The 15,399-nt window shown below is 71.2% G+C and carries 9 protein-coding genes; 2 read left to right on the plus strand and 7 right to left on the minus strand.

Going from position 1 to position 15,399, the window contains the following annotated elements; genetic code table 11:
* Window positions 1-59: 59 nt before the first annotated feature.
* From ALI22I_RS17970 to ALI22I_RS18000, 6 genes are read right to left on the minus strand one after another with little or no spacing between them, the layout of a single operon-like run.
* Window positions 60-1,376, minus strand: a complete 1,317-nt coding sequence (locus ALI22I_RS17970) for an ADP-ribosylglycohydrolase family protein (RefSeq protein ID WP_143532270.1) — start codon at window positions 1,374-1,376, stop codon at window positions 60-62.
* Between the two features lie 2 nt (window positions 1,377-1,378).
* Window positions 1,379-3,526: a YrhB domain-containing protein gene (locus ALI22I_RS17975; protein WP_077006655.1), complete on the minus strand. Its 2,148-nt coding sequence runs from the start codon at window positions 3,524-3,526 to the stop codon at window positions 1,379-1,381.
* A gap of 25 nt (window positions 3,527-3,551) precedes the next feature.
* Window positions 3,552-3,980, minus strand: coding sequence for a hypothetical protein (locus ALI22I_RS17980; RefSeq protein WP_143532271.1), 429 nt, complete (start codon window positions 3,978-3,980; stop codon window positions 3,552-3,554).
* Window positions 3,980-9,361, minus strand: coding sequence for a WXG100-like domain-containing protein (locus tag ALI22I_RS49330; protein WP_143532272.1), 5,382 nt, complete (start codon window positions 9,359-9,361; stop codon window positions 3,980-3,982). Before ALI22I_RS49330 ends, ALI22I_RS17980 begins: the two co-directional genes overlap by 1 nt.
* A gap of 60 nt (window positions 9,362-9,421) precedes the next feature.
* Entirely contained in the window at window positions 9,422-9,739 is a 318-nt protein-coding gene (locus ALI22I_RS17995; RefSeq protein WP_077006659.1) for a WXG100 family type VII secretion target, read from the minus strand.
* A complete protein-coding gene (locus ALI22I_RS18000) occupies window positions 9,739-10,320 on the minus strand; it encodes a YbaB/EbfC family nucleoid-associated protein (protein WP_338013498.1) in 582 nt (193 codons plus the stop codon). Before ALI22I_RS18000 ends, ALI22I_RS17995 begins: the two co-directional genes overlap by 1 nt.
* Before the next feature lie 136 nt (window positions 10,321-10,456).
* Between ALI22I_RS18000 and ALI22I_RS18005 the strand changes: the two genes are divergently transcribed.
* Both ALI22I_RS18005 and ALI22I_RS18010 read left to right on the plus strand, forming a co-directional pair.
* Window positions 10,457-11,566 (plus strand): nucleotide disphospho-sugar-binding domain-containing protein, encoded by a 1,110-nt coding sequence (locus ALI22I_RS18005; protein ID WP_077006660.1) that lies wholly within the window; start codon window positions 10,457-10,459, stop codon window positions 11,564-11,566.
* Between the two features lie 103 nt (window positions 11,567-11,669).
* Window positions 11,670-13,658 carry an NB-ARC domain-containing protein gene (locus tag ALI22I_RS18010; protein WP_143532273.1) on the plus strand — a complete coding sequence of 663 codons (1,989 nt, stop codon included), beginning with the start codon at window positions 11,670-11,672 and terminating at the stop codon, window positions 13,656-13,658.
* Window position 13,659: 1 nt separating this feature from the next.
* Here the strand turns inward: ALI22I_RS18010 and ALI22I_RS18015 are convergent, their stop codons facing one another.
* Complete coding sequence (locus tag ALI22I_RS18015; protein ID WP_238598426.1) at window positions 13,660-15,354, minus strand: hypothetical protein; 1,695 nt, start codon at window positions 15,352-15,354, stop codon at window positions 13,660-13,662.
* Window positions 15,355-15,399 lie beyond the last annotated feature (45 nt).

Raw genomic sequence — 15,399 nt, forward strand, 5'->3', positions numbered from 1 at the left:
ATCGGCTGACCGAGGCGCTGCGCGGTGTCACTCAGGGGCTGCGGTGCCGGATCTGTCCACTATGGACTGTTCTGCGGGATCGCACACGCCTCAGTCGCCGGGTAGCGGGTGCGCCAGTCGTCGGTGTCCGGGGCGTTGGAGCCGAACTCGGCGGTGGCGTCGTCGGCCAGTCGTTCGATGACGTCGCGCAGTTCGAGCTGTGCCAGCCACGTGGGATCGATGGCGTCCTCGCCGTAAAGGGCGCCGACGATGTTGCCGCACACAGCGCCGGTCGAGTCGCTGTCACCATCGTGGTTCACCGACACCAGCAGCGCCGCGTTCAGCGTGTCGGTCGTCAACGCCGCGTAGACCGCGATCGCCAACGCCGACTCGCCGACCGCGCCGTTGCCGAGCGTGGCGATCTTCTCCGGGCTCGGCGGGCCGTCCAACGCCACGGCGGCGTCGAGGGCGGCCGAGGTCTCGTCGTGGCCGTCCCAGTGGACGAGGTGGGTGCGGGCGGCGTCGAGGGCCGGTCGCAGCGGCACGCCGCGCAGCAGGTGGTGCACCAGCACGGCGAGCACACCGGCCGGGAGGTAGCCGCTCGGGTGGCCGTGGGTGATGGCGGCGGAGGCGGCGGCGACCTCGAACACCACCGCCGGGTCCGACGACCACAGCGCCACCGGGGCCGCCCGCATCACGCCGCCGCACCCCTTGGAGTCGTTGACCGGCTGCGCGATCGTGCCGGCGCGACCCGTGGTCCCGTAGTCCTGGAGGGTGAAGAAGCACGTCGCACCGGGCGCGCGCCGCTTGAACAGCCCGCGCACGCCGATCAGCCACCCATCGGGCGTCTCGGAGGTGTGGCGCGGGCCGCGGGCCTTCACCCACGACGTGCCTTGGGTGTGCAGCCAGCGCTGGTAGGCCATCCGCAGTGCGTGCACGACGTCGGCGTCGCCGAAGCGCCGCTGTCGGGCGTGGGCGCGGATGACCGCTTCCAGGGTGAACAGCGTCATCTGCGTGTCGTCGGTGATCCGCCCGACGCCGTCGTAGGCGGGGATCATGCCCGTCACGCCCAGAGGCCCGGCGAGTTCCCGGATCTGGTCCATCGGCTTGGCCTCGATCGGCGCGCCCAGCGCGTCCGCGACCGCGCCGGCCAGCACGCAGCCCCGCCAGCGCCGCGGGTCCACCCCGGACACCACCGGCCGGAGCGCGTCCGGATCGGCCGGTGCGGGCGCGCGCGTGATGAACTTCCGGCCGGTCTCGTCGATCCCGATGTGCAACTCCACCCGCAGCACGTCGCGCGGTGGCCGTCCCGCCGGCTGTGCGTCGGCGGCGTGCTGCCGGCGCACCAGGTCTGCCAGCACCGCGAGGTCGGCATCGGAGAGGAACTCGCCTGACATGGTCACGTCCTGGGGTATCTCGTCGTCCAGCCGCCCACGTGCTTACCGAACGGCGACGAGCGGTTGAAGTGGCGGAAGGCATCGGTGGCCAGGTTCTCCACCAGGTACCGCAGCTCCAGCCGCTCCAGCCACGCGGCCGGCAGGCCCGGGATGCCGACGCGGGCGCCGAGCAGCGCCCCCGCCAGCGCACCGGTGAACGCGCTGCGCCCGGAGTGGTTGACCGCGCGCAACAGCGCCGCGCCGCCCCGGTTCTCGTAACCGGCGACCGCCGAGAACGCCTGCCGCAGCACGGTCATCGTGTCGCGTCCGGCGCCCATCTCCTCGGGGTTGTAGGCGTCCAGCAGGCCGAACTTGGCGTAGTCCGGCAATGCGGACTCCACGTCCACGCCCGCCACCCGCACGTCGCGGCCCGCCGCCCACAGCGGCGTCGGGTTGACCCCGTTGGCCAGGACGAGCTGGAAGACGCCCGTCAGGTACTCGGCGGCGGCGAGGTCCTCATCGGGCTGGTTGGTCAGCCCGGCGATCACCCGCGCGGCCGTCCGCGCGCCCTGTGCGAGCCCGGTGCCGGGACCGCCTTCGGTGAGGGCGGCCGGCAGTGCGGCGAGCAGGGCCGCCGGACCGGAGCCCGTGCCCGCCCTGCCCAGGGCGAGGTCACGGATGGCGGCCAGCTCGTCGGCGTCGGGCAGCCGGTCGGCGTAGAGGTCGGCGACCCGCACCAGCCACCCGTCCACCTCTCGCGGAACCGTGTCGCCCTGGGTGTGCAGCCAGCGCAGCAGGCCACCCGCGGCGGAGTCGGCGAGCACCTCGTGGTCGGCGGGGTCACCACGGTGGCGGCTGCGGATCACGCCGTCGGTGAGGAACAGCAGGCGTTGGGTGAGCGGGCCGAGTTCGCCGGAGACCAGGTCGCGGATTCCGCGTGGACCGAAGCGGGCCCGGATCTCGTCGAGGCTGAGCGCGTCCACCGCCTGACCCAGCGCCTCGCCCAGCGCGAAACCGACGAACGCCCCCGTCACCCGCCGGTAGCCGTACCGGAAGCCCTTCGATGCCTCTACGCAGTACTTGCCGAACACGTCGACCTGCGGCGTGATCCGGCCGTCGTCGTCGTAGACCGGTTGGAGGCCGTTGCCCGCCAGGTCGGTAGGCCACCGCCCCGGATCACCGGTCTCGTGGACGAGCTGCTCCCAGGACTTCCCGACCACGGTCCGACGGCTCTCGTCGTCGGTCAGCTCGAAGCCGTTCATCCGGGCGTAGCGGGCCTCGTGCACGGGTGTCTGCGCGGGGGAGCGGAGACCCAGCCGTCCCGCCATCTCCCGCGCCAGGCGCGCGGGTTCCGCGCCGACCTCGAACCTCGACTCGACCACGTCGACGGGGGGACGCGACCGCGGGAACCGCCCCAACGCGCCCACCAGGTCGGCCGACGACACCTCGCGCACCGAGTCCGAGCTGTAGAAGGACAGCAGAGTCGGAGCGGGGAGACCGGCCACGAGGGTTGCGAGATCGACCCGCCGCCACTCGGTGGTGTCCGCGGGTAGCTGCTGCGTGGACGTGTACACCGGGTACGAGTACTCGGTCGGCGCAGCCCCCACCCCGTTGACGGCGACGAGGACGTCCGCCTGCGTCAGGCCGGTGAGCAGGCGGTCGTCGTCGAGCCACCCCACGGTGGCGAACAACAGCATCCACTCCAGCGGGTTGACCGGGGGGACGAAGCCCATGCGCAGCGGACCAGTGCGATAGCGGTGGTTGACGCGTGTCCTGCCGGTCCGCGTGCCGTCGGCTTCGACCCACTCCCAGCCGCCGATCGCCATCTCCGGCACACCGAGGTAGCCCAAGCCGGACTCGGCGACCTCGGGGTCGACGAGTTCCGCCCAGTGACCCTCACCCGGTGTCCGGGCGGGGACGCTCAGGTCACCGGGGCGGGGGCCCGCCTCGCGCAACTGCCCGTCCGGCTCGCGCACGATCAGCCGGGGCGGCGGGAAGATCTCCTTGCCCGCGTCGCCCCCGTCGAGGTACGCCACCGAGTTGTACGGCACCGACCAGCCCTCGGGAACGCGGCGCACCTTCTCGTGGTCCACCCGCAGACCCGACACCCGCGGCCCGTGGACCGCGCGCAGCCACTCCTCGACCCTGGCCACCGCCTCCGCGGTCTCCACCCGGCTCAGCCCTTTCCCATCGTCATCACGCCCGCCTGACGGTGAACGTCGGCGGCTCGCCCGCGGCTCGGCGGGCGGCTTCTTCTTCCCACATCTTGAACGTGCGTCGGCGGATCGATCGGATCAACGCCCGTTCCTCAGGGGTGAACGATTTGCGGCCTTCGCGCTCTTTCTGCTCGTACATGGCGTTGATCGTCTCGTAGAGCGCGAAAACCGGACCGTCACCGCGGAGTTGCCCACGTATCTCCTCGGTGGTCCAGATGAACTCCTCCCGGTCCAGGGAGGAGACCTCGCTCGTAGAGGTCGCCAGGAGGATTTCGGCGATGGGGCGGTTGTCCGGTTGGAACTCGCCGGTGTCGGTGTTGAGACGGTAGCCGACCCAGTCGCCCTCGGAATTGGTCTCGAGGACGTATGTCGACTTGTAGTACTCGTAGTACGACGGAGTTCTCACCATCACCGATCACCGTTCCGAACAGTTCCGTGTCCCTGGGCGAAAGCTTCGCCGAACAGGGCCTTTTCTCGAGAGAGGATCGCTCCGACCAGGGCCTGTTCCTCCGCGCTCATCGTACGGTTCTCTTCGTCGGCCAGAGTGGCGAAGTCCCTGCGCACCTCATACAATGCGTGCTCGAAGTCAGCGACGTCGTCGATCGACCTCAGGTGCAGGCGGAGTTCGGCCACGTGGAAGGTCCCGTCCTCGAGTTGCAGGCGGACGTTGAACTGGAGGTCGCGGTAGCCGCTGTCCTGTGGTTTCAGGAAGCGGTCCTTGAACTTCACGATGGTGACCTTGGAGCCATCAGCCTGGATCTTGTCCAACAACACCTCCAGACCCTTGTAAGCGTCGGCCATGGTGCCGTACTGGATCTTCGAGCCGACCAGGTCGGTGAGCTTGTCCGCGTGGTTCTCGTACTCCGCGATCTTGTCGGCTGCTCGAACCCTGCTCTTCTCGGTCTTGCGGGAGAACGCTTCGCCGCCCGTCGCCTTGGCGACCTCGTCGGCCAAAGTGTGCAACTGCTGCTGTTTGGTCGCCCAGTTCCGGTACAGGCCTTCGAGGTACTGCTGCCGGTACCCGGTGTCGTCCTTGTTCGCTCCGATGAAGTCGGGCTGCACGCGGTGCGACGCGGGACTGTCATCTGCGATGTCCTTGGCACGACCGGACAACTCCGCCTGTTCGGGAGTGAGGAGGGCGGGGCCCGGGGCCGGTTCGGCGTCGTACTGGTCCGCCAGGGCTTCCGGGCCGTGCTCGTGGTCGCGGACTTCCTGGACGCAGTCCTCCAGCACCTCGATCGCCTGCGGGTGCCTCAGCAGGTTGGCCAGGGTCTGGGGACGGGCCAGTAGCGAGTTCTCCAGGAACGGGACGTCGCGCAGGAGGGCGGCCATTTCGGGATGGCGCGGCAACAGGGCGGCGATGGCCTCGCCGATGTGCAACTTCTGCCCGTCCACGGTGATCCGGGAGTCCGGGTCGCGGCGGCTGATGGCGTCCGCTACCCGCATGGCGTCCTGGACGCGTGGCTCTTGGAGGTAGCGGCCGATCTCCTCACGGGTCGGTGGCGGGCGTTCGTCTCCTCGTTGCCCCGGCTCCGCCGCGCCGTAGCCGGAGTCGCTCGTGGTCGTCCTGTCCTGAGTGGACGTTTCGGTGTCCGTCCGCGCCGCGTGGCGTTCGGCGACCTCCGCGAGGTCGTAGGGGAGCAGGTCCAGCTTCACCGGCGGGTGGGGCAGGCTCATCAGGGAGTTGGTCTGCGGGTCCACGAACGCGACGCCCTCGCGGGTGTGCACGACTTCCGCCACGTGCCCGTACTCGACCCCGTCCGGCCCGAGGTACTTCACCGCGATCACCGCGCGCGAGTCCAACGGCCGGTCCCGCATCGCGCGGATGACGTCGTCGTAGTCGCCGTGCGACTGCCAGTCGCCGCCCAGCTGGTCCCGGACGTGGTCCAGGGTGCCCATGGACTCCATGTGCTCGGGCCGCAGTGGTCCGGCTTCGGTGTCGATGCCCGCCTGCCGCAGCGCGCTCGCCACGACACCGCGCGTGCAGTTGGTCTGGTAACCCTGCTCGTAGGCGTTCACGTCGTGGAAGCGCGGGTTGACCCCGGCCAGGTGCGGGTGTCGTTCGGCGACGTACTTGGCCGACTGGTTGGCGTTGGCGGTGTCGGCGTGGATCGCGGGTTCGGCGGGCGGGTTGGTGGCCCGGGACAGCGGTGACCAGTCGTGGTCACCGGCGGTGCCGACGGCGATCGGGTCGGCGTCGAGCATCGGGTCCGCGCCCGCGTAGCCGCCGAGCCGGTTCGTGATGACGCTGTCGTCCCGCGCGGCGGGGGTGGCGGGCTTCGGCGGTTCGGGAGTGTCGGACGAGCCACCGCCCAACCGCTCCTCGAACGACTGCTTGAGCAGGTTCTCGAAGACCGTCTTATTGGCGTTGTTGGCGGCACGCCGGTCGGCGATCTCCTGCTCCGCCGCGGCCCGGTCGAGGTAGCGGGGGTCGCCGGGCAGGACCTCCTCGACCCGGATGACCGTCTTCTGCTTGACGACGCCGTTGCGCTCGACCTCGATGGTCTCCTTGGCGTGGGTGTACCACTGGGTGGTCGGCTTGGAGACCGCTTCGCGCTCGGTGTCGTTCTGCGACAGCTCGTGGATGTCGCGGGCCGTCTTGGCGTGGATGTGGATCTCGACGTCCTCGCCGAACTTGGACACGAAGTCCGGCGACTCCTTGACCGAGGCGCTGACGATGGTCGGCTCGACGGTCGTGCGGCCCGGCACGTACTGGTCCGCGATGAGCTTGGCCAGGACCGGGTTGCCCTTGACGTCGATGCCGCGCACCAGCTCGGCTTCCATCGGGTCCAGCTCGTTGATCGCCGAGACGATCGCCCGCATCGGGAGCCGGGCGCGCTGGAACTCCGCGAGTTCGCCCTTGGGGCCCAGGCGCTGTGCGGTGTTGGCCGAGTCGAACAGGTCGTGGCCGGTGTAGGCGTGCAGCGCGACCGCGCCCTCGTCGGACAGACCCGACAACGATTCGGCGGCGTCCCGGCGGGCGAGCGCGTTGGTCCTGATCTCGGCGCGGCGGGCGTCGCCTTCGATCGCGGCGATGAGTGCGACGTTGTCGGCCGCGGTGGCCCGGTGGTCCGGGTCGAACAGGTAGTCCTCGCCGAGGTCGTCCCCGGCGCGGTCCGGCTCGGTGTCGACCACCTGGTCGGCCGATGACTCCGGGTGCGCTTGATCCGGCGTCGGTTCGAGGCCACGCGGCGCTTCCGGCTGCGCGGGCGGAGCCGGCGTCGGCTCCTGACGTGCTGCGGCCGGAGTGGGTTCGGGGGTGCGGGGTGCTTTGGGTGGGGTGGTTGGTTCGGGTGTGTGAGCCGCGTCCGGTTGCTTGGGTGGGCGTGGGTCGGCGGGTGCGGTCGGTTTGCGGGTGTCCGCTGCGGGTGGGGGCTGCCAGCGGGGTGCGTTCGGCGGCGGAGAGGCCGGTGGGGGTGCGGGCCGCCGTGGGGGTGGAGGGCCTTGCGGGTGCGGGCTGTTCGGCGCGTAGCCCTGTGGGGGCATCGGCGCGCGACCGGCGGGTGGGCGGTGCGCCGGCGGCGGACCCATCGGGCGTGCGGGTGGCGGCATCGGTGCCCGTGGCGGCGGCGGTGCGGGCGTGTAAGGCGGCGGTGTGGGACGGCCGGCCGGTGGCATGTCGGCGCGGGGTGGCGGCGAGCCGTGAGGGCCGCGCTGTGGTGGCGGGACCGGACCGCGTTGGGGCGGTGAGCCTTGCGGACCGCGTTGCGGCTGTGGCGGTGTGCCTTGAGGACCGCGCTGTGGCGGCCCCTGGTTGAAGGAGCGCGGGGGTGTGCCGCCGGGCTGGGGTCCGGCCATCGGCGGTGGAATGCTGCCGTGCTGCTGCGGTACGGGCGGGCCGTCGTGGCGTGGCGGAGGCGGGGTGTCGAACCGGGGTGCGAACTGCGCGCCCGTCGTTCCTGCGGCGAAGACGTTGCCGTGCGGCGGACCCTGCGGGCGTCCGGTGTCGGCGGGGTAGCCGCCCGGTTGTGGGCCGAAGCCGCCGGGGGGAGGGGACGCCATGCCGTACCCGCCGCCCGGTGCGGGCGCCCTCCCGTACCCGCCGGAGGACGATCCTTGGCCGGAGCCGGAGCCGGAGCCGGAGTTGGAACTGGTGCCGGTGCCGGTGCCGGAGTTGGAGCCGGAGTTGGAACTGGTGCTGGTGCCGGTGCTCGGCGCGGATGTGGCCTGGCCGGGAACGCCGGTCGGAGCGGGTCCGGGGTGGCCGGTGCCGGCTGCCGGTGACGGGGTGGCTTGGTTGCCGCCGGTCGGCGCGGGTGATCCCTGGCCGGGAGCGGGAGCGGATGAGGGCGTGGATTGGCCCGCGCTGCCCGGTGATGCGGCTGCGGCCGTGTGTTGGGTGGACGTGTGGCCCGCGGGTGTGCCGCCCCCGGATGGTGCCGCGCCACTGGACGGTGCCCCGCCGCTGGACGGTGCCGCGCCGCCGGGTGCCATCGCACCGGTGGAGCCCGCCCCGCCCGGAGGTACCCAGGCCTGCGAGGCCGGTGCGGACGCGGGGGACTGACCGGCTGCTTGAACACCGCCTGCCTGGCTGCCACCGGCTGCGCTTGCGCCGACCTGACCTGCGCCGACCTGACCTGCGCCGACCTGGCTGCCCGGCGCGGTGCTGTCCGTCCGGTCGGCCGCGATGCTCGGTGACAACCCCGAGACCCGCGTGGCCGTCTCGCGGCTCGGCGGGTCGTCCGAACCGCCGCCGGACCGGGGAGCACCCGGGTCGTACCTGCCGCCGGGGTCCGATGTGGACTGTCCGCCCGCACCCGGGTCCAGTGGCGTTGTGGCGGGCCTGTCCCGGTACGTGGCCGGTCCGGCCGGGGAGGCGTCGGCGTCGGCCCTGGTGTCCGGCGTCGCGACGTCCATGTCCCGGATCGCGCCGAGGGAGTCCGTCGCCCCTCCCACACCGCGGTCGACCGCACCGCCGGACGCACCCATCAGCACGTCCTTCGCCGACAGCTTGTCCAGGTCTCCGGTGACCGCTGCCTCGCCGACGGTGGTGACCGCGCCCTCCACCGCGCCGCGGGTCGCGCCGCGCACCGCGCCGTCGAGGACCTCGCCGCCCACGCTGTCGGACAGGCCCCTGGTGGCGCCCTTCGGCACGGCGTTCGACGCCGCGCCGACCACGCCCTCCACCGCGCCACCGACGGCGGCGTCCCCGGTCTTGCCCCAGTCCCACGACTTGCGGTCACCGGTGGCCACCTGGAGGCCCTGGATGCCGGCGTCGAGCGCCACGCCGGTGGCCACGTTCGTCGCGACCTCCCGCAGCACCCGGCGCAGCACCTGTTGCGCGACCTTCTTGAACCCCTGCTGCACGAGTTTCTGCAACAGCTGCCGGAAGATCATCTGCACGGTCATGCGCGTCGCGATCTGCGCGGGCACGATGCCCGCCGTCGACGCGCCGAACGTCACCGCCGCCGAAGCGATCATGGCCGCGATCGAGATGGCGAGCATGATCAGCGACGCGATGATCATGTACTTGGTGTACTCGACATCGAGCGCGGTCGCGTCGCACGAGTCGCCCAGCGCCTGGCACGCTTCGGCGAGCGACTTGAAGTACGCGTCATCGCCCTCGACGTACTTCTTCCACGCCTCCTCGAACGCCTCGGCGCCGTCCCCGGTCCACCCGTCGAGGACTCCCGTCGCGCCGTGCTCGGCGGTCGAGCTGACCTGCGGGATTGCCTCGGCGGCACGGTGCCAGGCGTCACGCAGCGCGCGGAGCTCGTCCTCGTCGCCTTCCGGCCAGCTCTCCCCGACGACGATGGGCAGCAGCCACTTGACCTCGTCGGGTATCTCCATCCCCACTGAGCGTTACCCCCGACATGCCTTGTGCGGCCCCGAACCGGTCTGCATCCCGGCTCAGATCCCGCGCGTGAAGGTGTCGGCGTTGGCGTCCTCGACGGCACGGTAGGTCGCCATCGCGTCCACCACGCTCCCGCGCATCCCGCGCAGCCCTTCGACCAGGGACGTGAACGCCCGCACCGCGCCCTCGGAACCGGGCACGTAGTCCTTGGCGAACTCCTGGCCGGACTCGTCGCCGCCCCAGCACGCGCCGGAGGCGGAGAGGGCGTCGGCGAGTGCCGTGCGTGCGGTCTCCAACTGGTCCGCCGCCGAAGCGAGTTCGGCCGCGGCGCCGGCCGCGGCCTCCGGGTCGATGCCGAAGCCACCCGCGTTCATCAGTAGCTCCCCTTGAGCCAGCTGTCGGGCAGTTCGTCCTCATCGGACGTCCTGCGCGGGCGTGCGGCGGGCGGAGGTGGTGGCGGCGGCGTTGTCCGTGCCTGCTCGGCCCGGTGGGCGAGTGCGCTCCGGTCCTCGAAGGAGTCCTCGTCGGGCGTGACCGGCGGCGGCACGGGCGCGTCGAACCGGGGGAGCAGCGCCGACAGCGACGGCGCGCCCTCGACCAGGTCGGACAGGTCCGGCAGTCCCTCGGTGAGCGGCGACATCAGGTCGTTCACCTGTCGTTTCACCTGGCTCGCACCCTCGCGCGCGAGGTGCAGCACGGACCTGGCCAGCGCCTCCGGCGTGGACCGCTCGAACGCGGACGGCGCGAACTCCAGCTGCGTGAGCACACCGCCGGAGTCGACCGCCGCCCGGACCAACCCGTCCTTGGACGTCAGCGAAGCCGTGGTCTGCGCGGCTGCCGTCTGCGCGTCGCGCAGCATCCCCGCCTGCCGGTTGAAGGTGTCCATCAGGCTGTTGACCTGTTCCTTCATGGCGGCGTTGCGCGCCTCAAGGCGCGCCCGGTCGTCACCCGACATCGCCAGGTCCCCCCTGATCGCACGTGGTGTGAATCCGCACCATATCGCCTCGCCCGACACGGCCGTGGGCGTTCCGGGGATTTCCGCAACTTGTGGTGTGAGGTTCGGTGAGTTGCCCGGCACCTACAATCGTGTTGTGGGCGGGCACGGGGGTGCGGTGGGGGATTTCCTGTTCGTTCCCTATTCCGCACACGGGCACGTGAACCCGATGCTGCCGGTCGTGGCGGAGCTGGTCGCCCGGGGTGGGCGGGTGCGGGTGTTGGTGGGTGCCGAGTTCGCGGCGGTGGTCGCCGGTGTGAGTGCCGAGCCGGTCGCGTTGCCGAAGGAATTCGAGGTCCAGGTTCCCGATTCGTATTCGCCGCTCAGTGCCGTGCGCGGTGCCGTTCGCGGTGTTCGGAAGGTCCTTGCCGGGCGGGCTGCCGCGCGGGTTGTGGCGACGCAGATCGCGGTGTCGCGGCCCAAGCTCGTCGTGGTGGATCCGATGGCGCCGTGGGCCGCGGCCGTCGCGCGCGAGCGGTGTGTTCCGCAGGTGTGGTTCAGCACGACCCGTGTCGTGGGCAATCCGCGCCGGACCCGTGGTCGGCCGTTGGTGGTCAACGCTCTGCCCGAGTTCCAGCCGGGCCCGGCCTCGGATGGGCAGCGGGTCGTGGTGCCGTTGGTCCGCCGGCGGGACAGCGTGCCGGACGTGACGCTGCCGTGGGGCGAGATGCGGCGGCGGCCGGTGCTGCTGGTGTCGCCGGGAACGGTGTTCTCGCGCGGGCCGCGTTTCTTCACGAGCGTGGTGCGGGCGTTCGGTGACACGGAGTGGCTTGTCGTGATGGCCACCGGACGGCTGGATCCGGCCGTGCTGGGAGCGTTGCCGCCGAACGTCATCGCTCGACACCGCGTGCCGCAGTTGGCGGTGTTGGCGCGCAGCGCGGTGTTCCTGACCCACGCGGGGATGAACTCGGTGCTGGAGTCGTTGGCCGCGGGGGTCCCGATGGTGCTGGCACCACGTTCGAGGGAGCAACGGGACAACGCCCGACGGCTGGCCCGACTCGGGCTGGGGGTGCACATCGGGCGGCGAGGGGTCACGCCGGGTGATCTCCGTGCGCTCGTGGAAGCGTTGGCCCACGATCAGGTGACACGCCGTCGGGTGGAAGACATCCGTGACCGGATCTCGTGGTCGAACGCGGCGGCGGAAGTGGCGGACATGTTGTTCCAGCACGCGGACTGCGGCACCGCGACGGCCGATCTTTCGGCCTGAGATCGGCACGACACGCCCGTTCACTTCTCGTCGTGGTGCGATCACGTTCGGCGTCGATCATCGGTATCGTCAGGCCCGGCAGCTACGCGCAGGGGGTGGGCCGGTGAGCATCGGTGCGTCGGGGGAGCGGCCTGTGCCGCAGTTGCTGCCACCGGACACGAGGGTGTTCGTCAACCGGACCGACGAAGTCGCCGAGCTCGTCGCCGCGGTGCGCGCCGCGTGGGACCAGGGGCACATCGGGCTGGTCGTGCTGACCGGGATGCCCGGCGTGGGCAAGACGACGTTGGCCGTGCGGCTGGGCTATCGGCTCGCCGACGACTTCCCGGACGGCAGGCTTTTCTACGACCTCCGCGGATCACGTGCCGAAGGGCCGGTGTCGCCCGCCGCCGTGCTGCGCTACTTCCTGATCCAGCTCGGCGTGGAGCAGGACCGGATTCCGGCCGAGGAGAGTGAGCTGGCGGCGTTCTTCCGGTCCGTGACGTCGGGCAGGCGCATCCTGGTCGTCCTCGACGACGCCGCGACGGCGGCCCAGGTCATCGCGCTGCTCCCGTCCTCGGCCAAGGCGGCGGTGGTGGTGACGAGCCGGCAGTGGCTGGAAGCGCCGGACCTGGCCGGTGTCCGTCAGCTCCTGGTCGAGCCGCTCCGTCCCGAGTTCGCGGTGGAGTTGATCCACCGGTCGGTCGGCGAGCACCGGGTGCGGTCCGAGCCGGCCGCCCTGGAGAGCCTGGTGAAGCTGTGCGCCGGGCTGCCGTTGGCGTTGGCGATCGCGTCGGCGTGGTTGGTGCCGCCACGGCGGACGCTGACGGCGATGGTGGACAAGATCCTCACCGGTCGGTCGCTGGACGCGCTCGGTTCCGACGCCTGGAAGTCGGCCGAAGCGGTGATGGACCTGTCCTACGGGCAACTCACGCCCGCGCAGGCCCGCGCGTATCGGCTGTTGTCGCTCCACCCGGGAGCGGAGTTCGGCCACCCGGCCGCCGCGGCCCTGCTCGGACTACCCGAACAGGCGGCGGTCGAGGTGCTCGAAGGGCTCGCCGACGCCAACCTGCTGTCGCCGAGCGCCGACGAGCGCTACCGGTTCCACCCCCTGGTCGCGCGGCACGCGCGGGACCGCGCGCTCGCCGACGCCTCTCCGGAGGACATGTGGGAGGCACGGACCAGAGTGGCCGACTGGTACGTGGATCGGGCGGTCGTGCTGGCCAAGGTGCTGTCCGACCGCTGGTGGGTCTCGGATCGGCTGCTCAACGCGAAGCCGGCGTTCAGCGGACCGGACGCGGTGCGGCGCGCGCTGGGTGAGCTCAACCTGGAAGACGCGAACCTTTCCGCCACGTTGGCCATGACCGAGGAGTGGGGACTCGACGAGCGGTTCCTGACGCTGTGCGAGGCGTTGTGGCCCTGGTACTACAACACCGACCGCGCCGACGACCTCATGGACACCCGACTGACCGGTCTCGCCGTCGCGCAGCGCAGCGGTGATCAGGAGTCGGAGATGCTGATGCTCAACCAGCTCGGCGCGGCCCACGAGATGCGCGGCGATCTCGACGCCGCGATCGGCCTGGTGGAGAAGTCGCTGGCGCTCGCCGAGTCGTTGCCCCACGTCTTCGGGCAGCAGAGCAATCTGGAGTGGCTCGGGTTGGCGTGGGAGCAGAAGAACGATCCGGCCGCGGGCATCGACTACCTGCGTCGGTCGCTCGCCCTGATCGACCGGGTGGGCAAGCCCGAACAACGCGAACGCGCGATCGCGCTGAACCGGATGCACCTCGGCCGGATGCTGTTCAAGAGCGGTGAGCATGCGCAGGCGATCGCGGAACTGCGGCCGGCGTTGACGTACTTCACCGATCGCGGCGACGTGGTGAACAGGGCGCGGACGCTGTATGTGTTGGGCTGCGCCCATCTTGGTGCTTCGGAGGCCGGTCAGGCCGCCGTTCTGCTCGAACGTGCGGTTGGGTTGTTCGGCGAGATCGGGTTCCGGTCCCAACAGGTTGCGGCCCTCGAAGCCCTTGCCTCGACCGAGGAACTCCTCGGCGACGTCGATGCGGCGGGCAGGCACCGGGCCGAGGCCCAACGGTTGCGCGACGAGCTGGAAAGCTGAGTCAGTCCACGTCGACCAGACGGGCGTGGACCGCCTCGCCGCCCACGATCACGACCCCGGCGAGCCCGCGCAGCGGCTCACCGGCCGACAGCCAGGCGTAGACCACCGAGGCGAACCGGGTGGGGTCGGTGCCGGTCAGCTCGATCGTGTGCCCCTCGCGTGTTCTCACCAGGGCGTGGGCTGATCCGATCACGGCCGCCAGCTGGCACCCGGGATGACGGTCCAGCGTCTCGGCCGCCCACTGCTGCGCCGGCTCGCCCGTCAACTCGTCCTCGACGGCGAACAGGATGTCCGCGGTCGCCCGCAGCGCACGGCCCGGGTGGTCCACGTGGCAGACCAGGTGCGAGCCGGTGATCTCCTGGCGGACGAGGTTGTGCGCCTGGACCTCGGCCGGATATCGGACCAGCGTCGCCCGTCGGTCCGCGATGTCCAGTTCGGTGCTGACGAGCGTGGCGGAGACCGGGGCGGCGGCGGTGCCGGTGGGCAGGCCCGTGACGGGAACCGGCCACAGCTTCGGCTCGTCCGGCGGTTCCGGCAGGTTCAGCACGCGGTAGAACAGCGAGCGCAGCAGCTGCGGCGACTCGTCGGGCACCGACGTCACCAACTCCGCGACCTCGGCGAACGTGTCCGGCCCGTGCCGGCTTATCACCGACTCGACCTGCTCCCGAAGCGAACGTCGCCGGTCCAGCCGTGGCGCCAGTCGTCCCAGGACCTCCACGGCCGAGCCCACCGCCACGTTGTCCTGCGGGAACGCCGCCAGCAGCGTCGGGCGTCCCAACGCGGCTCCGTAACAGGTCGTGGCACCGTTGTCGCCGATCACGCAGTCGGCCGCGATCAGCGCCGCCCGCCAACCCTCGGCGGGTGGCACCAGGACAAGTCCCGCGCGCAGGCAGTCGGCCAACCAGGTCCGCAGCTGCCATGGCCCGTGCCCCGCCCAGGTGTTCGGGTGCGCGATCGCCACGACGCGGTAGTCGTCGATCGGCAGCTCGGCGAGGAGTTGGCGCAACAGATCAGGCCACGAGCCCAGAACGGAGTGCGAGGACCAGGTCGACGACACCACGACGACCTTGCGGTGCTCGTCGGCGCCGAGCAGGTGGCGGTAGTGGCGTCGTCGCCGCAGGCTCGCCCGCATCCGGTCGAAGCACGGGTCTCCGGCGACGACCGCGGTGTGGACGGCCTCCGGTACCGAGGCTTCCATCCGGGCCAGCTGCTCGGGGTGGGACAGCACGAGCGCTTCGGCGATCGGCTGCCCGTCGTACAGCAACCACTGCGGCGACAAGCCGAACGTCTGCCGCCCTCCTGTTTTCCTGTTTTCCTGTTTTCCCGGAGAATATTTAGTGTATCCGATTCCGTGTGAAAGAATTACCAAAGGCGCGTTGAGTTCGGTCAGCCCGCCATGGTGACTGGCGGCGATCGCCAGGTCGAACCGCGTGGTCACCGCCTCGTTCCACGGCACCGTCACGATCCCGAGGTCGGCGAAGAACCCGGTCAGGTCCCGGTGGAACGGGTCGCTGCCGCTCCACGTGACCACCACCTGCACCCGGAAGTCGGAGTCGAACGCGCCGACGACGTCCAGGAGACGCGTGACGGTGGTGACGTTGTGCGCGACCAGGAGCACGGTCCGCTCGGATTCGACCGTGACCCACTGACCGGCGCGAATGCCGACCGGCACCTGGATCGGCGGCATGTCGACCACGAACCCTCCCTTTGTCCGGTACGCACGCTAACCCAGGCGGTGCCG

Origin of the sequence: Saccharothrix sp. ALI-22-I, from assembly GCF_001984175.1 — a bacterium.
GTDB lineage: Bacteria > Actinomycetota > Actinomycetes > Mycobacteriales > Pseudonocardiaceae > Actinosynnema.

What these genes read in the sequence shown, in the direction of transcription:
- ALI22I_RS17970 (WP_143532270.1), bottom strand. Translation starts at nt 1,376, where the DNA reads ATGTCAGGCGAGTTCCTCTCCGATGCCGACCTCGCGGTGCTGGCAGAC.
- ALI22I_RS17980 (WP_143532271.1), bottom strand. Translation starts at nt 3,980, where the DNA reads ATGGTGAGAACTCCGTCGTACTACGAGTACTACAAGTCGACATACGTC.
- ALI22I_RS49330 (WP_143532272.1), bottom strand. Translation starts at nt 9,361, where the DNA reads ATGGAGATACCCGACGAGGTCAAGTGGCTGCTGCCCATCGTCGTCGGG.
- ALI22I_RS17995 (WP_077006659.1), bottom strand. Translation starts at nt 9,739, where the DNA reads ATGAACGCGGGTGGCTTCGGCATCGACCCGGAGGCCGCGGCCGGCGCC.
- ALI22I_RS18000 (WP_338013498.1), bottom strand. Translation starts at nt 10,320, where the DNA reads ATGTCGGGTGACGACCGGGCGCGCCTTGAGGCGCGCAACGCCGCCATG.